The following is a 19,647-nucleotide window of genomic DNA, read 5'->3' as shown; positions in this document are numbered from 1 at the left end:
ACATGACAAAGAAAGCAACAATGCGCCTCCCGAGAACATCATCACGCCTGCTCGCCGCCACGGCCCTGCTGCTGACGCTGGCAGCTTGCGGCACTACACCTGTGTCGACGCCGCCGGCTTCCGCGTTGGTGTTGCGTCAGGATGCGCCGCCGCGCGCCGCCTTGCTGGCGGCTGCCGAAACCGAATGGATGTTTTTCGACCGCCAGCAGATCGACATGCGCGGCGACGTGCTGAGTGCACCGCGTCTGGGTTTGCTGGAAGACGAGGGCGAAGCCGTCCAGCGCATCGGCTTGTATTGGCAGGCGGTCGGCAAGAGCTACACCGGCGCCGATACGCAGCAAGCCTGGTCGGCGGCGTTTATCTCTTATCTGATGCAGACGGCAGGCGTGTCGCCGGACGATTTCCTGTTCAGCGATGTGCATTTCAATTATCTGAGCTTCCTCAAAGCGCGCCAAAGTCAGCCGGCACCGTTGTTTGTTTTGCATCCTGCCGCGACCGAGCCGATTGCGCCGGGCGACTTGATTTGCGCGCGGCGTGACAGCAACAGCACCGCCACGCTCGAAGACATCCGGCCTGGCTTGCCGGGACATTGCGATCTTGTCTACGAAATCCATCCTGAGCGCGGCTGGGCCGGCGTAATCGGCGGCAACGTCTTCAATTCGGTGTCGGAATCGCTGATTCCCATTGACGCCAATGCGCGGCTGCTGCCGCTGGCGCGGCGACCGTGGTTCGTGGTCGTCAAGAATCTGATGCCGTAACGCTATCCGATTACAATAATGCTCTCCTTCATTTCCTTTCACCTTTAACGCTGACTAGACAACCATGGCCGTCAATTCTCCTCTTCCCGTTTCCGCTGATCTGAAACCTGTTGCCGGCATCGAGCTGGGTTACGCCGAAGCCGGCGTGCGCAAAGCCAATCGCAAGGACTTGCTGGTCATGAAACTGGCGCCGACGGCTACCGTTGCCGGCGTGTTTACGCTCAATCGCTTCTGCGCCGCACCGGTACAAGTTTGCAAGACGCATCTGGCGCAGGTCAGCGATGCGGCCCCGATTCGGGCGCTGGTGATCAACACCGGCAACGCCAACGCCGGCACCGGCGAAGAAGGCCTGGCCCGCGCCAATGCGACTTGTGCCGAACTGGCAAGCTTGCTCGGCGTCAAGCCGGAGCAGATCCTGCCGTTTTCCACCGGTGTGATTCTGGAACCGCTGCCGATTGATCGCATCAAGGCCGGCTTGCCGGCTGCCATCAGCAATCTCAAGACCGACAACTGGTTCAACGCGGCCGAGTCCATCATGACGACCGACACGCAGCCCAAGGCCGCGTCGCGCACGCTGACTATCGGCGGCAAGCAAGTCGTCATGACCGGCATCAGCAAGGGCGCCGGCATGATCAAGCCGAACATGGCGACCATGCTGGGCTATCTGGCCTTCGACGCCAAAGTGCCGCAAGCGCTGCTCAATCAACTGGTCAAGGACGCCGCCGATCAGTCTTTCAACTGCATCACCATCGATGGCGATACGTCGACCAACGACTCCTTCATGCTGATCGCCACCGGCGCCGGCGAGCTGGAAATCACCAGCGCCGACAGTGCCGAATACAAGGAGCTGGCGGTTGCCGTCAATGCACTGTCGCAGAACCTCGCGCATCAGATCATTCGTGATGGCGAAGGCGCTACCAAGTTCATCGAAATCACCGTGGAAGATGGCAAGAACGTCGAAGAGTGCCGCAAGATCGCCTACTCCATCGGCCACTCGCCATTGGTCAAGACCGCGTTTTTCGCGTCCGATCCAAATCTGGGCCGCATCCTGGCCGCTATCGGTTACGCCGGCGTGGACGATCTGGATGTGTCCAAGCTGAATTTGTATCTGGATGATGTCTGGGTCGCCAAGAACGGCGGTCGCAATCCGGATTACAAGGAAGAAGACGGCCAGCGCGTCATGAAGAAAAGCGAGATCGTGGTGCGTGTGAAGCTGGCGCGCGGGACGGCCAAGGCATCGGTGTGGACCTGCGACCTCTCCCACGACTATGTCACCATCAATGCCGACTACCGCTCCTGAATTCGCTCATGGCCTACTGCGCGGGCCAATCTCTGGACTGCGATGCTCGCCGTACTCAAGTACGGCTGCGCTTCTTATCCCGACCTTGACCCGCTCGCTACGGCCCTGAGCGAATTCAGAGCCTGAGATGTTTTTAGGTGAACGGCTTTGGTTTTCCACGAATTTTATTCACGCGATGGCGGTTTGGTTTCCGTCACAATGTGACGTAACTATCCACTTTGCCAATTTGTCATGACTCAATTAGATCAGTTTTTGCAGCGCGCCGAGGCTTTGCTGGAGCGTATTGAATCCATCCTGCCGCAATCGGCAGCCTCTGTGGAGTGGGATAAGGGCGTGGCGTTTCGCTGGCGGCGCAGAAACGGCAACGGTGCCGGTTATCTGCAGTCGGTGGGGCATATCTCGGCCATTTCACTGGCCGATCTGCATAACATCGGGCCGCAGAAAGAGCAGATCGATCAGAATACCAAGCAATTCGTCGACGGCCGTCCTGCCAACAACGTGCTGCTGACCGGCGCGCGCGGGACCGGCAAGTCGTCGCTGATCAAGGCTTGCCTGAATCAATACGCCGACCGCGGTTTGCGTCTGATCGAGGTGGACAAGGACGATTTGCACGACCTGCCGGACATCGTCGATCTGGTATCGGCGCGTTCTGAGCGTTTCATCATCTTCTGCGATGACTTGTCGTTTGAAGAGGGCGAGAGCGGCTACAAGGCACTGAAAGTCGCGCTGGACGGCAGTATCGCGGCGCAGTCCGACAACGTGCTGATCTATGCGACGTCCAATCGCCGCCACCTGATGCCGGAGCGCATGTCGGACAATTCGACCTATACGCACACTGACGACGGCGACCTGCACCCAGGCGAAACTGTGGAAGAAAAGATTTCCCTCTCTGAGCGTTTCGGCCTGTGGGTGACTTTTTACCCGTTCAAGCAAGATGACTATCTGGACATCGTGGCGCACTGGTTGCGTCACTTCGGCTGTGATGCCGCGCAGATCGAGGAAGCACGCGGCGATGCCTTGCGTTGGGCGCTGCAACGCAGCTCGCGCTCCGGTCGCGTGGCATGGCAATTCTCCAAGGACTACGCCGGAAAGCTGAAAGCCTGATGACTGTTGCATCCGAAATAACGGCGGCGCCGGTCGCAGCTCCCATCGACGTCGCCGTCGGCATCCTGATGAAGCCCAACGGCGATGTCTTGCTGGGCCAGCGTCCGGAAGGCAAGCCTTATGCGGGCTATTGGGAATTTCCGGGCGGCAAGGTCGAGGCCGATGAATCGATCTTGGATGCGCTCAAGCGCGAATTTTTGGAAGAGCTTGGTATTGAAGTAATTTCGGCCGAGCCTTGGTGCGGCGTGCAGCACGTCTATCCGCACGCGCACGTGCGTTTGCACTTTTACATCAGCCGGGAATGGCGCGGCGAGCCGCAAAGTCTGGAGGGGCAGGCATTTGCCTGGCAGGGTAGCGTCGATGTGGAGCCGTTGTTGCCGGCGACGATACCGCTGATTGAATGGATTGATAAGTTGCGTCTGCCGCTATAAGGCAGGACATGGAGCCGGGCAGTCGAACTGCCAGCTCAATTCAGGCCTTACTCTTATTGCACCGACGAATTATCTTCGTCCTGCTCCTGCGGCAGGTTGACGGCAGGGATCGCGTATTTCTCTTCGGCCCATGCGCCGAGATCGATTTGTTTGCAGCGTTCCGAGCAAAACGGACGGAATTTGTTCTTTTCAGTCCATTCCACCTTGGTGCCGCATGTGGGGCAGTCGACGATTGTTGCCATTACATCTACCTCTAAAGCCTTAAAAACCGCAAAGCGCCAGTTCAAATGGCACTTCGCCTTCAAACGCCTTGGGTTTCATATCGCCATCTTGCGAGGTGAAGCGTACCCAAAGCATGTACTTATTCGCTGAAATTTCCGGAATAGCGCCCAACTCTTCGTCCAGCACCAGGCGCAGCATCTGGTAAATCTTCCCTTGCAGCATCTGTTGGTAACTGCCGCCATCGGCGTTGATCTTGACCGCATGGCCCGATTCACGCAGCAGGCGCATGACGATGGTCACCGCGTCAAACAGCGGTACCAGCGGCGCAAACCAGTTGGAAATATCGTTGAAACGCTGCTCAGCCGTGCGTTGTTGCCAGGCGTAATAGGACGGCAAATCAAATTCGCAGGCACCGCCCGGGATGATGGTGCGGCCGCGAATGCTCATCAGCCACTCGTTTTCACGAATATTCTGTCCAGTCCGTCCCTGCGAGGCCGCCAGCGCGATGCAGGCGCGATCAACTTCACCGAGAATCGCATTGAGCATGTCGGGTTCGACGTTGGGATTGGACTGATAAGCCAGCAGGATTTGCTTCTGGCGTTCCAGTTCTTGCAGCAGATCGGATTTGAGGTCGGCGCGTCCTGCTACTTCGAGCATCTCGAAAATAGTAGAGAGGGCGACATGATGTTGCAGCGGGCTTTCCTGATGCAGGAAGAACACGAATTTCTCGTGCAGATCCTCCAACCGCAACAGCGTGCGAATACGCTCGTTGAAAGGGTATTCGTAAACGATCAAAGCTGCGTCCCTTTAAAGTTGAACCGGATTCGACAACGCGCTTTATGAATATGTCTTGGAATATCGAAGATATTGATAAAGCGCGTTTAATTTACGTGATTCTGACCCATGCAGCGGAAAATTACAAATGATCACCGCTATTTGTTTTCGCGAGCGATAGATAGCGAGCATGCAACGCTGCAATTTGCGGCATCAATGCAGCCGTGTCGAGATTGTTTTCGATGATGTCGTCTGCCGCAGCGAGGCGATCTGCACGTGTCGCCTGTGCCGCCATGATAGCCTCGACTTGCGCGCGGGACATGGCGTTGCGCTGCATGACGCGACTGATTTGCACCTCTTCGCTGCAGTCGACGACGAGGATGCGCGAGGTACGATTGCGCCATTGTTGCGATTCCACCAGCAGCGGCACAACGAAGATCAGATAATCGCCACGCGCTTCAGTTGCGGCGCGCGCGGTTTCGCTGCGGATCAGCGGATGCAGGATGGATTCCAGCCGTTTTCTGGCGTCGACATCGGCGAAGACGTGTGCGCGCATCTTGCCGCGATCCATCGCCCCTTCAGCGGTGATGAAATCATCACCGAATCCCGTGCGAATCGCCGCAATCGCAGCACCACCGGGCACCGTCAGTTGATGGGCGATCGCATCGGTGTCGATAATGGCCGCCCCCAGTTCGCCAAACAGATTGGCGACGGTGGTTTTGCCGCTGCCGATCCCGCCGGTCAGACCGATGGAAAAGGGCGCCTGGTGTGTCGGGGAAGAAGTCATTGCGATAGCGCCATCAATACAAGCCGAAATACAAAAATGATTTGCCGTACAGCAGCATCAGCATACCCGCTATTGCCAGATACGGTCCGAACGGCAATGTCTGGTCAGCGGCTTTTCGTTTCATCAAGACCATGGCGATACCGATGACGGCGCCCAGGCAAGAGGCCAGCAGCAGAATAAACGGCAACGCCTGCCAGCCCAGCCATGCGCCCAGCGCGGCCATCAGCTTGAAGTCGCCATAACCCATTCCTTCTTTACCCGTGATCAGGCGAAAAACCCAGTAGATCGCCCAGAGCGAGAGGTAGCCCGCAGCGGCACCCAATACGGCATCGCTGAGGGGGGAGAAGATTCCGTTCAGGTTGATCAGGAGACCCAGCCATAGCAATGGCAGCGTCAGGCTGTCGGGCAAGAATTGGGTCTGCGCATCAATAACGCTGAGGGCAATCAGAAAATAGGCAAACAGGAGCGCCGCCAGGCCTGCCGCACCAAGACCGAAGTGCCAACCCAGCCATGCCGACACGAGCGCACTGAAAACTTCCACCAATGAATAACGCAAGGAGATTGTCGCTGCGCATCGCGCGCAGCGGCCACGCAACAGCAGATAGCCGGCGACGGGAATGTTGTATCCGGCGGCAATCGGCGCCGCGCAATGCGGGCATGCCGAACGCGGTGTCAGCAGATTGTAGCGATCGGTATGAGGCTGAGCTTGTCCGGTTTCGTGGGCGAGATAGTTGTCTGCCTCGCGCTGCATCATCTTGGGCAAGCGATGGATGACCACGTTCAGAAAACTGCCGATCAACAGTCCGATACCGGCGGCGATCAACGCCGCAAGCAAACTGCCGCCCCGATGGAGGTCGGCGGATGGGTGCAATTGCAGCAGTGGTTCCAGCAGCGTTTCCAGCATCAGATAACGGATCCCAGTTTGAAAATAGGCAAATACATGGCAATCACCAGGCCGCCGATGACAATGCCCAGAACCACCATGATAAAGGGTTCCATTAGGTTGGAGAGCGAAGCGACGGCTTCCGTCACTTCAAGGTCGTAGAAGTCGGCGACTTTAAGCAGCATTTGATCGAGCGTACCCGATTCTTCGCCGATGGCAACCATCTGCCCCACCATGCCGGGAAACAGCCCGGTCTGTTCGATGGCGGCGGTCAGGCTGGCGCCGCCGGAAACCTGGTGACGGATAGCGATGGTGGCATCCGCATAGGCGGCGTTGCCTGCCGCTGCGGCAACCGCCTGCAAAGCATCAATCAAAGGAATGCCTGCGCCGAATAGGGTGGCGAGGGTACGGCTCCAGCGGGCAACCGTTGCTTTGCGAACCAGCTCGCCGAACGCCGGCAATTTGAGCAGAAAACGATCTGTCCGTGCTCGCCACACGGCTGAGCGGCGCCATGTTCGCACGCTCCAGCCGACGACGACGGCCAATGACGCCGCCAGCACCCACCAGTATCGCCCCATGAAATCGGACAACGCGATAACGATGCGTGTCGGCAAAGGCAGTTCGGCGCCGAAGCTGCTGAAGACGTCTTTGAAGGTCGGCACGACCCAAATCATGATGACGCACGTCACCAGAACGGCAACCGTCACAATGGCAGCAGGGTAGGTCAGCGCGGCGCGTACTTTGCTCTTGAGCGCCAGCGTTTTCTCCTGATAGTGCGCCAGGCTGTCGAGCAACTCGTCCAGGAGGCCGGCTTCTTCGCCGGCGGCAACCAGATTGCAGAATAGCGTATTGAAATAGCGCGGATGCCTGGCAAAGGCTTGATAAAAGCTGCTTCCGCTTTCCACCTCGCCGCGCAGGTTCAGAATCAGTCGCGCCAGCGCCGGATTGGTCTGGCTGCGCGCGACGATACTGAGTGCCTGCAGCAGCGGCAGACCGGCCTTGAGCATGGTCGTCAACTGGCGCGTGAAGAGCGCGAGCTCCTTTTCGCGAATCTTGCTGTCGCGCTGAATGCGCTTCTTCCTGATGGTCAAGGCCTGAATGCCTTGACGGCGCAAGGTGGCGCTGACGACCGTGGTGCCGCTGGCAGGCATTTCTCCTCGCGTGAGTTTGCCGCTGCGATCCTTGCCTTCCCAGGCATAGAGTGTCGTGCGGCGTTGTGAGGGTGGTAGGTGTGACGGTGTCGCCATGAGTGGTGCTTCCTGTCGTTCCTCTAGTTTTCTGTCATTGATGGCAGTCAGAGATTGGTGCAGGCAATGATTTCTTCGAGGCTTGTAACGCCATCGCGGACTTTTCTCAGTCCTGCTTGCCGCAGGCTGAGTACACCTTCCTTGCGCGCCTGTGTTTCGATTTCCAGCGTCGAGGCATGCGCGAGGATGAGCCGCTCAATCGCTTCGCTGATGGGCATGACCTGATAGACGCCGATGCGTCCCTTGTAGCCGGTGTTACTGCAGCGCGTGCAGCCTGCCGGTCGATATAGCGGCCAATTGCCTTGCACTTCATCGTCGCAAAAACCGGCCTCGCGCAACATGTTGGTACGCAATGCTTCGACCGGCAGATGGGCTGGTTGCCTGCAGCTGCACAGTCGGCGAACCAATCTCTGTGCGGTGATCATGATCACCGAGGAGGCGATGTTGAAGGCCGGCACGCCCATATTCAGCAGTCGTGTCAGCGTTGACGGGGCGTCGTTGGTATGTAAAGTGGAAAGCACCAGATGGCCGGTCTGTGCGGCTTTGACGGCGATGTCGGCGGTTTCAAGATCGCGGATTTCGCCGACCATGACAATGTCAGGATCCTGGCGCAGAAAGGCGCGCAAAGCCACCGGAAACGTCAGTCCCGCGCGCTCGTTCACGTTGACCTGATTGATGCCGGGCAGGTTGATCTCCGCCGGATCCTCAACGGTGGAGATGTTGGTGCCAGGTTGGTTCAACAGATTCAGACAGGCGTATAGCGAGACCGTTTTGCCGGCGCCGGTTGGCCCGGTCATGAGTACCATGCCATAAGGCCGGCGAATGGCTTGCAGGAGTGCTTCTTTTTGCACGGCATCGTAGCCGAGGACATCGATCTCCAGTTGCGCCTGGCTTGCGTCGAGTACGCGCATGACGATTTTTTCACCGAACAGCGTCGGCAAAGTGGAGACGCGAAAATCGACGGCGCGTGTCTTGGATAGCATCAACTTCATGCGTCCGTCTTGCGGGACGCGTTTTTCCGCGATGTCGAGATTGGCGAGGATCTTGATGCGCGAAGACAACCGGTCTTTCATTGCCAATGGCGGTTCGAGCATGTCGCGCAACTGGCCGTCAATGCGGAAACGGATGCGATAAAACTTCTCGAATGGTTCGAGATGCAAGTCCGAGGCACCCAGGCTGACGGCGTCGAGCAGGATCTTTTGCAGGTAGTGGACGACTGACGTGTCGTCGGCCTCGTGGACTGCGGAGCGAGCCGATGGTGCCGACCCGGATGAAGGCGCAGACTGCGTGGAGTGTAGGGACGGTGCTGATGGTGATGAATGCGGATGCATGGCCGGGAGAGTGATCAGGCAGGCGATCCGCGCCGGAGGCCGGCATCGGCCATCAGCATTCGCTTCAGGCCGGCGCGTCCATGTCGGGTCGCTTCCGTGAATTTTCGGGATTCAAAGGACTTCTCGTAGAGAAGCGGAAGCGCTTGATCATGAAGACGAGGTACAGCTTTGTATATCGTTATTGTTCGGCTTTCACCGCTTTCGTACCTTTCGGCACGATCAGTTTGACGACCTTGATCGCCTGGTTTTGCACCTGGATGATTTCGATGATGCAGCCTGCAATCTTGACGGATACGTTGGCTTCCGGGATGTCCTGCAGCCACTCCAGCAACAGGCCATTGAGCGTCTTGGGGCCGTCCAGCGGCAGATTCAGGCCCAGGCGTTTGTTGATGTCGCGCAGGGTGGTGGCGCCTTCCAGCAGGCATTCGCCGTCTTCATTCCAACTGAAACTATCGGCGCGCGCCGCACCGGGAACGGACGTGGTGAACTCGCCGATCATCTCTTCGATGATGTCTTCCAGCGTCACCAGGCCCTGCACTTCACCGTATTCATCGACGATGATGCCCAGACGTTCGTGGTTTTCCTGGAAGTATTGCAACTGCGTGAAGACGTCCGTGTCTTGCGGGATGAAGTACGGTGCGCTCAGCAACGGGCGAATGTCTTCGCTGGAAATCTCTTCTTCCTGGCTGAACAGCGTGACCACCTTGCGCACATGCAGGATGCCGACGATCTGATTGATTTCGCCTTCGTACACCGGCAGTTTGTTGTGATAACAGGTAGCCAGCTGGTGGCGGATCTCATCGATCGAAACGGACAGGTTCAGCGCCTCGACCTGGGCGCGTGGCGTCATCACGTCCTCGACCGAGATTTTTTCCAGGTCGAACAGGTTGAGCAAGATGCTCTTATGTTTTTGCGGGATGAAATTGCCGCCTTCCAGCACGATCGAGCGCAACTCTTCCGGCGACAGGCGCTGATCGTGCGAACGGCCGCTGGCCTTGATGTGCATGATGCGCAGAATCGAAGACACGATGATGTTAACCACCCACAGCAGCGGTTTGGCCAGCGCCATCAGCGGTTTGAGGATGAAGCTGGTGAACAGCGAGATACGTTCGGGGAAGGTGGCGCCGATGATCTTCGGCACGATCTCCGCAAAGATGATCAGCAGGCCGGCCACGCAAGCGGTGGCGATGGTGATGACCTTCTCGTGATTGCCAAAAGCCGCAATCGCCAGTGCCGTTACCAGCGCCGTTGCCAGCGCATTGATCAGCGTATTGGCGATCAGAATCAGCGACAGCAGTTTGTCGGTGCGTTCAAGCAGCCAGAGAATGGTAATCGCGCGCCGGTTGCCGTGCTTGGCTAAATGCCTCAGGCGATGCCGGTTGGCTGCCATCAAGGCGGTCTCGGTCATGGAAAAAAAAGCCGAGCAAAGAATCAGAAGTGCCAGTGCAAGAATTTGCACCCATATGGGCACGGTATCCAAAGGGTCACCCTAAGGTAGTTGATGTGATTTTCGTTTTGGTCGGGGTGAGAGGATTCGAACCTCCGGCCTCTACGTCCCGAACGTAGCGCTCTACCGGGCTAAGCTACACCCCGACTGCCCGCATCATTTATTGTATTAATGATTACGGTCCACCGCGAAAGCGGATAATTCTAGCAAAGAATTTTTGTACTTGCTATCCGGTAGCGAGGCAATTGCATCGCTGGCGCGGCGACTTGCTTTTTGCGCTTCCTGACGCGTGTAATCCAAGGCGCCCGAACTCGTAATTGCCGCCAGGATCTGGTCAAAATGCTGCTCGTCGCCGTTCTCGATACAGCTGCGCACCAGCTCGCGTTGCTCCGGTGTGCCGTGCTCCATCAGATAGATCAGCGGGAGGGTGGGTTTGCCTTCGCGCAAGTCGTCGCCGACGTTCTTGCCGATTTCGGCAGCGTTGCCGGAATAGTCCAGCACGTCGTCGATCAGCTGGAATGCGGTGCCCAGCGAGCGGCCGTATTCGCCGGCGGCTTCAATGCCTGCCTCGTCCGCGCCGGAGATCAGCGCGCCCAGTTGTGCGGCGGCTTCGAACAGCTTGGCGGTCTTGGAGCGGATCACGCGCAGGTAATCGGCTTCGTTCACATCCGGATTGTGCATGTTGAGCAACTGCAGCACTTCGCCTTCGGCAATCACGTTGGTGGCGTCGGCCACGATTTGCATGACGCGGGCGTTGCCCACCGTGACCATCATCTGGAAGGCGCGTGAATACAAGAAGTCGCCCACCAGCACCGAAGCGGCATTGCCGAACAGTGCATTGGCGGTTTGCTTGCCGCGGCGCAACGAGGACTCGTCGACCACGTCGTCATGCAGCAGCGTTGCGGTGTGAATGAACTCGATCACTGCCGCCAGGGAATGATGCGCCATGCCCTGATAAGCGTAGGCATTGGCGATGAGCAACACAAGAACAGGCCGGATACGCTTGCCGCCGGCACTGATGATGTACTCGGAAACCTGGTTCACCAGAGGCACTTCGGAATAAAGTTGCTGACGAATAACAGTGTTGACCGCGCCCATGTCGGCAGCTATCGGGTCAATGAAGGAGTTTGGCGTAGCGGATTGGAGAGCGGCGGACAAGGCTGAACCTGTGAGAAATCAAGATTGCCGTGATTATACGATGACAAACGTGAAGGTAAGTGCGCTTGCGAATGTATCGCATTGTACTTTTCGCCCTGCGGAATTGCCGTATTGCTATTTTCTTCAGGTGTTGCGCGGGAATGTCAAGACCTTTTGACGTCGAGGCTAAGTCTATGTATAATTGGAGGTTTTCCCGATTCGAAAGCCGCTTTTCATAGGGCAGCCGCTGGGGGAGAAAAAGAAAATTTTTTCATTCATTCGATGAGGTTTCACATGTACGCGGTCATAAAAACCGGCGGCAAACAATATAAAGTTGCCGCTGGTGAAAAACTTAAAGTAGAACAGATACCGGCAGACATTGGCTCCCAAATCACTTTGGATCAAGTGCTCGCAGTGGGCGCAGGCGATACCGTTAAATTCGGTGCGCCTTTGGTCGAGGGTGCAACGGTGCTGGTTACTGTCATAGCGCAGGGTCGCCACGACAAGGTCAAGATCTTCAAAATGCGTCGTCGTAAGCATTATCAGAAGCGTCAAGGCCATCGCCAGAATTACACCGAACTGCAAATCGTCTCGATCAACGCTTAATTGCGTAGGTCAAACTAGATACAAGGAGCTATTAAATGGCACATAAAAAAGGCGGCGGCACTACGCGCAACGGCCGTGATTCAGAGTCGAAACGACTCGGCGTCAAGGTCTATGGCGGTCAAGCGATCAACGCTGGCGGCATCATCATTCGTCAACGCGGCACCAAGGTTCACCCTGGTGAAAACGTCGGCATGGGCAAGGACCACACTCTGTTCGCATTGACAGAAGGTAAAGTCCAGTTCGTGATCAAGGGCGTTGCGAAGCGTCAGTACGTGACTGTTGTTGCTGCTGCAGCTGCTGCTTAAGTTTTAAACTGAGTTTTATAACTCAGTTTCGACTTGAGTCCTGCACATCAGTGACTACATAGAGTACATAAGGCGCAAGCCTTAGCAAAAGTTTGTTTAAGGCTCTGCCTCTGGTGGAGCCTTTTTTAGTTTTAAGCTTGTCTGTTTTGTATTCATCCTGCAGCGCGCAGGGCCTCCGTTCGGTACATTTTTCTGACCAGCGGCACGGCTGACGCGACTGTACTTGTAGCTTCAGGAATCTCTGCCTAAGCTACCCGTGTTCCGATCTCGTGGCCCCTTATTGATTATTGAGGAGCCTCCGCCGTTCGGACACTGTCTCCGGCGACCGGTCTTCATTGATGCTTACCGCTTGCCAGGTTATTTAAGCAGAGCTTCTTATTTTTTAAGTTAGCGGTAACAATCATGAAGTTTATCGACGAAGCAAAGATCGAACTGATCGCAGGCGATGGCGGCAACGGTGTCGCCAGTTTTTGCCGTGAAAAATTCCGTCCTTTCGGCGGCCCTGACGGCGGCGATGGCGGCAAGGGTGGCAGTATCTGGGCCGTGGGCGACCGTAACGTCAACACCCTGATCGACTATCGTTATTCCAAGCTGCATAAAGCACGCAACGGCGAAAACGGTCGCGGCTCCGATTGCTATGGCAAAGGCGCTGACGACATTTTCCTGCGCATGCCGGTCGGCACACTGATCGTTGACAACGTCACCGGTGAGCACATCGCCGACCTGACCGAGCACGAACAAGTCGTGCTGCTGGCGCAAGGCGGCGAAGGCGGCTGGGGCAACATCCACTTCAAGACCTCCACCAACCGCGCTCCGCGTCAAAAGACCGAAGGCAAAGAAGGCCAGCGCCGTGAATTGCGCCTGGAGCTAAAGGTGCTGGCAGACGTCGGTTTGCTGGGCATGCCGAACGCCGGCAAGTCGACTTTCATTTCCGCCGTCTCGAACGCGCGTCCGAAGATCGCCGACTATCCATTTACCACCCTGCATCCGAACCTGGGTGTGGTGCGCGTGAGCCATGAAAAGAGCTTTGTTATCGCCGACATCCCGGGTCTGATCGAAGGCGCCGCTGACGGTGCCGGCTTGGGCGTGCAATTCCTGCGCCACTTGCAGCGCACCGGCTTGCTGTTGCACATCGTTGATCTGGCGCCGTTTGAAGATACGGTCGATCCGGTCAAGGAAGCCAAAGCCATCGTCAAGGAGCTGCAAAAGTACGATGACTCGCTGTTCGAGAAACCGCGCTGGCTGGTGCTCAACAAACTCGACGTCGTGCCGGAAGCCGAGCGCGCAAAACGCGTCAAGGATTTCGTCAAGCGTTTCGGCTGGAAGGGCCCGGTATTCGAAATCTCCGCGCTGACCCGTGAAGGTTGCGAAGACCTGATCACAGAAATCTACGGCTATCTGGAAACCAAGCGCAATCAGGAACACCGCGCCGAAGAAACCCAGATGACCGAAGAAGCCCGCGGCATTTCCTCCATCGATCCGGATGATCCTCGCTTCAAGGTTATCGACTGATTTATCCGTTGGTCAGCCAATTACCGGCCGACGTCTAAGTGGCCGGTAAATCGTTTACTATCTTGTTCTCGATACCTGTCCGCCGATACTGCGCCTCACAGAGCCAGTATTGATGGATAGTTGAATTGCCGTTCCGGCGCGACTTTCCGATAACAACATGCATTCCGTGATACAACAAGCCAAGCGGCTGATCATCAAAGTTGGTTCATCGCTCGTGACAAATGATGGCAAAGGCCTCGATGCCGCCGCCATCGCCAAATGGGCAGAGCAAATTGCGCACTTGCGCACGCTGGGCAAGGAAGTGGTGCTGGTCAGCTCCGGCGCTATCGCCGAAGGCATGCAGCGCCTCGGTTTCGAACGCCGGCCTACCGGCGTGCATGAGCTGCAAGCTTGCGCCGCCGTCGGTCAAATGGGCCTGGCGCAAATCTACGAAAGCAGTTTTCGCGCACATCAGCTCGGCACCGCGCAGGTATTGTTGACGCACGCCGATCTTGCCGATCGCGAGCGCTATCTGAATGCGCGCTCCACGCTCTTCACGCTGCTGCAATTCGGGGTTATCCCCATCATCAATGAAAACGATACTGTCGTTACCGACGAAATCAAGTTCGGCGACAACGACACGCTTGGTGCGCTCGTCGCCAACCTGATCGAAGCCGACGCGCTGATCATTTTGACCGACCAGCGCGGTCTCTATACCGCCGATCCACGTCGCGATCCGGACGCGCAATTTGTGCATGAAGCCAAAGCCGGCGATCTGTCGCTGGAAGCCATGGCAGGCGGTGCCGGCACCGGCATCGGCCGTGGCGGCATGCTGACCAAGATTCTGGCGGCCAAGCGCGCAGCGACTTCCGGCGCGCATACCGTGATTGCCTGGGGGCGCGAAGACCGCGTCCTCAGCCGTCTGGCCGCCGGTGAAGCAATCGGTACGCAGCTCACCGCGCAGACCGCACAACTGACCGCGCGCAAGCAGTGGATGGCTGATCATCTGCAAACCGCCGGTCGCGTGGTGCTGGATAATGGCGCCGTGCAAAAACTGACGGCAGAAGGCAAGTCGCTGTTGCCGATCGGTGTGACGGAGGTCGGTGGTGAATTCGGCCGCGGCGACGTCATCACTTGCGTGGATGCGTCTGGCAAGGCGATTGCGCGCGGCATCAGCAACTATGCCAGCTCGGATGCGCGGCGTATCGTGCGGCATCCATCTTCGGAGATTCTTTCCATTCTGGGTTTTGTGGAAGAGCCGGAACTGATCCATCGCGACAATCTGGTTCTGTTGTGATTCGGTAAGAATTTAAAATCGGCAGGCAAAAACAAAACGGGCGCAGTGTTCAACTGCGCCCGTTTTGTTTTTTCAGATTCTAGCGGCTGGATTCGCGCGCCATATCCAGCATGCGATTGTCGCGCAGACGTTCGTAGATCGCCTTCTGATTGCCGGCCAGCATGCCGCTTTGGCAGAGGTAGCCCTTGTAGAGAGCGGCGTCCTGGCGATTGGCGCCGGCATCCTTGATCCGTGTCCACTTGTCCTGGCGCGAACGCGACCATTTGCCGTCAGCGTGACCGAAGGCGTACCACTTGACCTCGTAGGTTTCGCAGCGGATGCCGGCGTAGATGATATTGGTCGCGCCGCCATCAGACTTGGTCACCATGGTGTAACGCACGACATTGTCGCTGCCGATGGTCAGCGACTTGAGGTCGACATAAGATTTTGACAAGGTGGTCGGCCCGACATAAAACTCGGCCAGATTTTCCTGTACAGGATTTGGTGGCAACTGCACGGCAATTTCTTGCCATGGCTTTTCTTCGTCGTCGAATTCTTCGTCGAAGGTGCCGAGCTGCTGCGCAAAGCTGAGCGAAGCCGAGCACAGCAACAGCCCGGCGGTCAGGGTGCGGGCAAGTCGGCGTGCAGCGTGGGTATTCCAGAGGCGTTGGGGCATGAAGTTCACTTAGTGGTGGGCGGAGTTGCAGATCCGCAAGGATCTGCTTGTGCAGCATTGTCCGGATGATCCGACGGCAATTGCGTGATCTTGCCCTGCGCATCGGGACGGCGATGTGTTGCCTGAGGGCGAGCCAGGAAGCGTGACAATTCCTTGAGCGCTTGTTGATACACATCGCGCTTGAATTCAATGACCACGTCCAGCGGCACCCAATAGTCGTGCCAGCGCCAGGCGTCGAACTCGGGGTGCGAAGTCAGGCGCAGGTTGACGTCGCAATCGCGGCCGACCATGCGCAGCAGGAACCAGATTTGTTTTTGCCCGCGATAATGGCCGCGGATTTCACGCTTGATGAAATGATCAGGAACCTCATAGCGCAGCCAGTCGCGGGTGCGACCGATGATCTTGACGTGTTCCGCTTTCAGGCCGATTTCTTCTTCCAGCTCGCGAAACATCGCTTGTTCCGGAGTTTCACCATGTTTGATTCCGCCTTGCGGAAATTGCCACGAATGTTCCTTAACCCGCTTGCCCCACCATACCTCATTCTGGGCGTTAAGCAGGATGATGCCGACGTTCGGGCGGAAGCCTTCTCGATCCAGCATGTTGGTACCTCAAAACTTTCTGCGGCAGGGCTTCCTCTTTTGCCCAATCCGGTCTACGCCGCCAATGGCTAAATCATTGGCAGCGATCACCTGCATCGGGTGCGGCATTGGATGCATCAGGTGCTCGCACATCTGCATGAGATGTGCGTGAAACAGCGATCAATTGTGCAAAGAGTGGGCGCATCAGCCAGCTAATCCTTTAAAATTACGTTGATTATAACCCTCCTCTTTTAAAAAGAACTCATCGTCATGCGCGCCTCCCGATTTTTTATTTCCACCTTGAAAGAAGCTCCTTCCGACGCCGAAATCGTCAGCCACAAGCTGATGATGCGGGCCGGTATGATCAAGCGGCTCGGCTCCGGCATCTATACCTACATGCCGATGGGCCTGCGCGTGATTCGCAAGGTGGAAGCGATCGTGCGTGAAGAAATGAACCGCTCCGGCGCCGTCGAGCTGCTGATGCCGGTGGTTCAGCCGGCCGAGCTGTGGCAGGAAACCGGCCGCTGGGACAAGATGGGGCCTGAGCTGATGCGCGTGAAGGATCGCCATGGCCGCGACTTCGCCATCCAGCCAACCTCGGAAGAAGTCGTCACCGACGTCGCTCGCACCGAGTTGCGCAGCTACAAGCAATTGCCGGTCAACTTCTATCATATCCAGACCAAATTCCGCGACGAACGCCGTCCACGTTTCGGCCTGATGCGCGGCCGCGAATTTACGATGAAGGACGCCTACTCCTTCGACCGCGATGTGGACGGTCTGAAGAAGTCTTATCAGATCATGTATGACGCGTATGTCCGCATTTTCGACCGTTTCGGCCTGCAATTCCGCGCCGTGGCCGCCGATAATGGCGCCATCGGCGGTTCCGGTTCGCATGAATTTCACGTCATCGCCGCCACCGGCGAAGACGCGCTGGTGTACTGCCCGACCTCCGACTACGCCGCCAACATGGAAGCCGCGGAAGCCGTGGCCGTCAATGCCACCCGTGGCGCTGCCACCGAAGCGCTGACCAAGACCGCGACGCCGGGCAAAGCCAAGTGCGAAGCCGTGGCCGAGTTGCTGAAGCTGCCGCTGGAACGCACCATCAAGTCCATCGTCCTGACCGTCGAGAAAGACAAGCCGGAAGACAAGGAAGTCTGGCTGCTGTTGCTGCGTGGCGATCACGAGCTCAACGAAGTCAAAGCCGGCAAAATCCCGGGCCTTGCCAATTATCGTTTCGCCAACGAAGCCGAAATCGTCGAATGGTTTGGTACGCCGCCAGGCTATCTCGGCCCGATCGGCACCAAGAAACCGGTCAAGGTTGTTGCCGACCGTACCGTCGCCAACATGAGTGATTTCGTCTGCGGCGCCAATGAAGCAGACTTCCACTACACGGGCGCCAACTGGGGCCGCGATCTGCCTGAGCCTGTCGTCGCCGACCTCCGCAACGTCGTCGAAGGCGATGCGTCGCCGGACGGCAAGGGCGTGCTGGCGATCCAGCGCGGTATCGAAGTTGGCCACGTGTTCCAGCTCGGCACCGCGTATTCGGAGTCGATGAAGGCAACTTACCTCGACGAAGCAGGCAAGCCACAACCGTTGCAAATGGGCTGTTACGGCATCGGCGTCACCCGTATCCTGGGTGCTGCCATCGAACAGAACTTCGACGACAAAGGCATCATCTGGCCGGCCACGCTGGCGCCGTTTGAAGTGGTGCTGTGCCCGATGGGTTACGACCGCAGCGAGGCGGTCAAAACCGAGATCGACAAGCTGTATGACGCGCTGCTGGCAGCCGGCGTCGACGTCATTCTGGATGATCGCGGCGAACGTCCGGGCGCGATGTTTGCAGACTGGGAGTTGATCGGCGTGCCGCATCGCATCGTTATCGGCGACCGTGGTCTGAAAGATGGCCAGATCGAATACCAGGGTCGTCGCGATACCGCTGCGACATCGGTGCCACTGGCCGACGCGCTGGACTTCGTCAAAGGCAAGCTTGCCTGATCTGAAAGCGTAAAAGCATGCGCGTACTGTGCCTGCTTCAGCTATCACTTCTTTCCTTGGCGTGGTGCGGCAATCTGCCCGCCCACGCCGGAAATCAACAAGAAGAGCGCCTGGCCGATTCCGTCACCCTGGCCCTGGCGCAAGTGGTGGCAGACGCTCGTCCGCCCAAGCCGCAATTCAATGACATCGAACAGCGCATCGTCTATCTCAACTGGCTCGGCGACATGTCCGCGCGCTTGTCCGACAAGCTGCCTGATCGTCAGGAAAGAATCGAATTTCTCGAAAGTGCCTGGTATGAAGCCACCCGTGCCGGACTCGATCCGGCGTTGGTGCTTGGACTGATTCAGGTCGAATCGGCATTTCGCAAATACGCAATCTCATCTGCAGGCGCCAGTGGTTACATGCAGGTCATGCCGTTTTGGACGCGTGCGATCGGCGACGGTGATCGCCGCAAGCTGTTTCACATGCGCAGCAATCTGCGCTACGGCTGCGCCATCTTGCGTCTATATCTCGATCAGGAAGGTGGGGATTACTTCATGGCGCTTGGTAAGTACAACGGTAGCCGCGGCTTGCCGGAGTATCCGGCGGCGGTTTTGAAGGCGAAGAAGCGATGGGAGTATGCCGCGCAATAGCAATACGGTGCAGTGCTGCCAAGGCAGGTATCGATTCGATGACGTAGTGCGCTTATCAAAAAGCGCAGTGACGCAATGCGATACGAAGAAATAATATGCCAATAAAAAGAGGGAATCTCCGCGTTCCTGCCTTGCGTTGATTCCCTCCGTCGGCGTCGCTAGTCCCTTGGCTTGCCGTGGTGAAGTGCTGCGTTCTTTAGTTGTCCTATTGGGATGCCGGCACCACGGTCACTTCCTTGCGCAAGATGCCGCCGGACAGTGCATTGCCCTCAACTTCGGTCGGATTATCGATGCGTCGCTGGCAGTCTGCCTGATCCTGTGTCGGCAAAGACTTACAGCGTTCTATCGCGTTCCGGCTGTATTGCTGCGACTGGTTAGTTTGCAGGCTGCCTTGCTTTGCTTGTTGATATGCAGCACCGGCTTCACGCAGACAGGTGGCCTTGTCCTGGTTTGACTGGCCGCTGGTGCAGACCGCCTTTTCACGTTGATATTGCGCGTCCAATTCGGCGTTGCTCTTGCCGCTTGCACCCGCAGCCAAAGCGGCACTCGTGATCAGCAGGCCGGCAGCGGCAACGCTCAGCATGGCGACTGTCTTGCGCAGCGCGAGATGAGCGAGGGGTTTGGTACGGGGAGCAATGTTTGGATGGGAAAATGTCATGCTGGTGTC

The 19,647-nt window shown here is 57.4% G+C and carries 20 protein-coding genes, 1 tRNA gene and 1 pseudogene; 10 read left to right on the top strand and 12 right to left on the bottom strand.

The annotated features are described in order from the left end of the window. Positions 1-2: 2 nt before the first annotated feature. From hmeg3_RS21950 to hmeg3_RS21935, 4 genes are all read left to right on the top strand, one after another. Positions 3-758 (top strand): DUF2272 domain-containing protein, encoded by a 756-nt coding sequence (locus hmeg3_RS21950; protein ID WP_232511773.1) that lies wholly within the window; start codon positions 3-5, stop codon positions 756-758. 64 nt (positions 759-822) lie between these two features. Further along, complete coding sequence (gene argJ, locus hmeg3_RS21945) at positions 823-2,058, top strand: bifunctional glutamate N-acetyltransferase/amino-acid acetyltransferase ArgJ (protein WP_094565635.1); 1,236 nt, start codon at positions 823-825, stop codon at positions 2,056-2,058. A 231-nt stretch (positions 2,059-2,289) separates the two neighbouring features. Next, positions 2,290-3,162, top strand: coding sequence for an ATP-binding protein (locus hmeg3_RS21940; RefSeq protein WP_094565634.1), 873 nt, complete (start codon positions 2,290-2,292; stop codon positions 3,160-3,162). Continuing rightward, on the top strand, positions 3,162-3,593 hold the full coding sequence (locus tag hmeg3_RS21935; protein WP_094565633.1) for an NUDIX domain-containing protein: 432 nt from the start codon (positions 3,162-3,164) through the stop codon (positions 3,591-3,593). Before hmeg3_RS21940 ends, hmeg3_RS21935 begins: the two co-directional genes overlap by 1 nt. 53 nt (positions 3,594-3,646) lie before the next feature. Here hmeg3_RS21935 and yacG read toward each other — a convergent pair whose 3' ends face one another. From yacG to ispB, 9 genes and pseudogenes are all read right to left on the bottom strand, one after another. Continuing rightward, positions 3,647-3,835 (bottom strand): DNA gyrase inhibitor YacG, encoded by a 189-nt coding sequence (yacG, locus tag hmeg3_RS21930; RefSeq protein WP_094565632.1) that lies wholly within the window; start codon positions 3,833-3,835, stop codon positions 3,647-3,649. A gap of 19 nt (positions 3,836-3,854) precedes the next feature. After that, complete coding sequence (gene zapD, locus hmeg3_RS21925; RefSeq protein WP_094565631.1) at positions 3,855-4,610, bottom strand: cell division protein ZapD; 756 nt, start codon at positions 4,608-4,610, stop codon at positions 3,855-3,857. A 121-nt stretch (positions 4,611-4,731) separates the two neighbouring features. Further along, positions 4,732-5,376 (bottom strand): dephospho-CoA kinase, encoded by a 645-nt coding sequence (gene coaE, locus hmeg3_RS21920; protein WP_094565630.1) that lies wholly within the window; start codon positions 5,374-5,376, stop codon positions 4,732-4,734. Positions 5,377-5,389: 13 nt separating this feature from the next. Continuing rightward, a complete protein-coding gene (locus hmeg3_RS21915; RefSeq protein ID WP_094565629.1) occupies positions 5,390-6,280 on the bottom strand; it encodes an A24 family peptidase in 891 nt (296 codons plus the stop codon). Further along, positions 6,280-7,506 carry a type II secretion system F family protein gene (locus hmeg3_RS21910; RefSeq protein WP_094565628.1) on the bottom strand — a complete coding sequence of 409 codons (1,227 nt, stop codon included), beginning with the start codon at positions 7,504-7,506 and terminating at the stop codon, positions 6,280-6,282. The genes hmeg3_RS21915 and hmeg3_RS21910 overlap by 1 nt, the downstream gene beginning before the upstream one ends. A 47-nt stretch (positions 7,507-7,553) precedes the next feature. After that, positions 7,554-8,810: pseudogene (locus hmeg3_RS21905) on the bottom strand (ATPase, T2SS/T4P/T4SS family); the annotation flags it as partial. Between the two features lie 205 nt (positions 8,811-9,015). Further along, the gene (locus hmeg3_RS21900) at positions 9,016-10,317 is read right to left on the bottom strand and encodes an HlyC/CorC family transporter (RefSeq protein WP_094565626.1); all 1,302 of its coding nucleotides are present in this window, start codon (positions 10,315-10,317) and stop codon (positions 9,016-9,018) included. A 36-nt stretch (positions 10,318-10,353) separates the two neighbouring features. Continuing rightward, a tRNA-Pro gene (locus hmeg3_RS21895) sits at positions 10,354-10,430 on the bottom strand. A 22-nt stretch (positions 10,431-10,452) separates the two neighbouring features. Next, positions 10,453-11,442, bottom strand: coding sequence for an octaprenyl diphosphate synthase (gene ispB, locus hmeg3_RS21890; RefSeq protein ID WP_094565625.1), 990 nt, complete (start codon positions 11,440-11,442; stop codon positions 10,453-10,455). Between the two features lie 273 nt (positions 11,443-11,715). Between ispB and rplU the strand changes: the two genes are divergently transcribed. The 4 genes from rplU (at position 11,716) to proB (ending at position 15,120) form a co-directional block, all read left to right on the top strand. After that, positions 11,716-12,027: a 50S ribosomal protein L21 gene (rplU, locus tag hmeg3_RS21885; protein ID WP_007878066.1), complete on the top strand. Its 312-nt coding sequence runs from the start codon at positions 11,716-11,718 to the stop codon at positions 12,025-12,027. Positions 12,028-12,062: 35 nt separating this feature from the next. Then, positions 12,063-12,332: a 50S ribosomal protein L27 gene (gene rpmA, locus hmeg3_RS21880; protein ID WP_050479025.1), complete on the top strand. Its 270-nt coding sequence runs from the start codon at positions 12,063-12,065 to the stop codon at positions 12,330-12,332. Between the two features lie 402 nt (positions 12,333-12,734). Continuing rightward, on the top strand, positions 12,735-13,844 hold the full coding sequence (gene cgtA / locus hmeg3_RS21875) for an Obg family GTPase CgtA (protein ID WP_094565624.1): 1,110 nt from the start codon (positions 12,735-12,737) through the stop codon (positions 13,842-13,844). 157 nt (positions 13,845-14,001) lie between these two features. Continuing rightward, positions 14,002-15,120, top strand: coding sequence for a glutamate 5-kinase (proB, locus tag hmeg3_RS21870; RefSeq protein ID WP_094565623.1), 1,119 nt, complete (start codon positions 14,002-14,004; stop codon positions 15,118-15,120). Between the two features lie 79 nt (positions 15,121-15,199). Here the strand turns inward: proB and hmeg3_RS21865 are convergent, their stop codons facing one another. Both hmeg3_RS21865 and hmeg3_RS21860 read right to left on the bottom strand, forming a co-directional pair. Beyond that, complete coding sequence (locus hmeg3_RS21865; protein WP_198361738.1) at positions 15,200-15,775, bottom strand: CNP1-like family protein; 576 nt, start codon at positions 15,773-15,775, stop codon at positions 15,200-15,202. Between the two features lie 5 nt (positions 15,776-15,780). After that, positions 15,781-16,374 (bottom strand): RNA pyrophosphohydrolase, encoded by a 594-nt coding sequence (locus hmeg3_RS21860; protein WP_094565622.1) that lies wholly within the window; start codon positions 16,372-16,374, stop codon positions 15,781-15,783. A 249-nt stretch (positions 16,375-16,623) separates the two neighbouring features. Here hmeg3_RS21860 and hmeg3_RS21855 point away from each other — a divergent pair, with 249 nt between their 5' ends. Both hmeg3_RS21855 and hmeg3_RS21850 read left to right on the top strand, forming a co-directional pair. Next, positions 16,624-18,348, top strand: coding sequence for a proline--tRNA ligase (locus hmeg3_RS21855; RefSeq protein ID WP_094565621.1), 1,725 nt, complete (start codon positions 16,624-16,626; stop codon positions 18,346-18,348). 17 nt (positions 18,349-18,365) lie between these two features. After that, the gene (locus tag hmeg3_RS21850) at positions 18,366-18,980 is read left to right on the top strand and encodes a lytic transglycosylase domain-containing protein (protein WP_094565620.1); all 615 of its coding nucleotides are present in this window, start codon (positions 18,366-18,368) and stop codon (positions 18,978-18,980) included. Positions 18,981-19,185: 205 nt separating this feature from the next. Here hmeg3_RS21850 and hmeg3_RS21845 read toward each other — a convergent pair whose 3' ends face one another. Further along, complete coding sequence (locus tag hmeg3_RS21845; protein ID WP_094565619.1) at positions 19,186-19,638, bottom strand: hypothetical protein; 453 nt, start codon at positions 19,636-19,638, stop codon at positions 19,186-19,188. Positions 19,639-19,647 lie beyond the last annotated feature (9 nt).

The sequence above is a fragment of the Herbaspirillum sp. meg3 genome (assembly GCF_002257565.1).
Taxonomy (GTDB): domain Bacteria; phylum Pseudomonadota; class Gammaproteobacteria; order Burkholderiales; family Burkholderiaceae_D; genus Herbaspirillum.
This window is presented reverse-complemented; position numbering and strand designations above follow the sequence as displayed.

Coding starts and splice junctions, on each gene's coding strand:
- hmeg3_RS21865 (WP_198361738.1), bottom strand. CDS start 15,775: ATGCCCCAACGCCTCTGGAATACCCACGCTGCACGCCGACTTGCCCGC.
- proB (WP_094565623.1), top strand. CDS start 14,002: ATGCATTCCGTGATACAACAAGCCAAGCGGCTGATCATCAAAGTTGGT.
- coaE (WP_094565630.1), bottom strand. CDS start 5,376: ATGACTTCTTCCCCGACACACCAGGCGCCCTTTTCCATCGGTCTGACC.
- hmeg3_RS21940 (WP_094565634.1), top strand. CDS start 2,290: ATGACTCAATTAGATCAGTTTTTGCAGCGCGCCGAGGCTTTGCTGGAG.
- hmeg3_RS21855 (WP_094565621.1), top strand. CDS start 16,624: ATGCGCGCCTCCCGATTTTTTATTTCCACCTTGAAAGAAGCTCCTTCC.
- argJ (WP_094565635.1), top strand. CDS start 823: ATGGCCGTCAATTCTCCTCTTCCCGTTTCCGCTGATCTGAAACCTGTT.
- rpmA (WP_050479025.1), top strand. CDS start 12,063: ATGGCACATAAAAAAGGCGGCGGCACTACGCGCAACGGCCGTGATTCA.
- hmeg3_RS21860 (WP_094565622.1), bottom strand. CDS start 16,374: ATGCTGGATCGAGAAGGCTTCCGCCCGAACGTCGGCATCATCCTGCTT.
- yacG (WP_094565632.1), bottom strand. CDS start 3,835: ATGGCAACAATCGTCGACTGCCCCACATGCGGCACCAAGGTGGAATGG.
- hmeg3_RS21915 (WP_094565629.1), bottom strand. CDS start 6,280: ATGCTGGAAACGCTGCTGGAACCACTGCTGCAATTGCACCCATCCGCC.
- hmeg3_RS21950 (WP_232511773.1), top strand. CDS start 3: ATGACAAAGAAAGCAACAATGCGCCTCCCGAGAACATCATCACGCCTG.
- hmeg3_RS21935 (WP_094565633.1), top strand. CDS start 3,162: ATGACTGTTGCATCCGAAATAACGGCGGCGCCGGTCGCAGCTCCCATC.
- rplU (WP_007878066.1), top strand. CDS start 11,716: ATGTACGCGGTCATAAAAACCGGCGGCAAACAATATAAAGTTGCCGCT.
- hmeg3_RS21850 (WP_094565620.1), top strand. CDS start 18,366: ATGCGCGTACTGTGCCTGCTTCAGCTATCACTTCTTTCCTTGGCGTGG.
- cgtA (WP_094565624.1), top strand. CDS start 12,735: ATGAAGTTTATCGACGAAGCAAAGATCGAACTGATCGCAGGCGATGGC.
- hmeg3_RS21845 (WP_094565619.1), bottom strand. CDS start 19,638: ATGACATTTTCCCATCCAAACATTGCTCCCCGTACCAAACCCCTCGCT.
- hmeg3_RS21910 (WP_094565628.1), bottom strand. CDS start 7,506: ATGGCGACACCGTCACACCTACCACCCTCACAACGCCGCACGACACTC.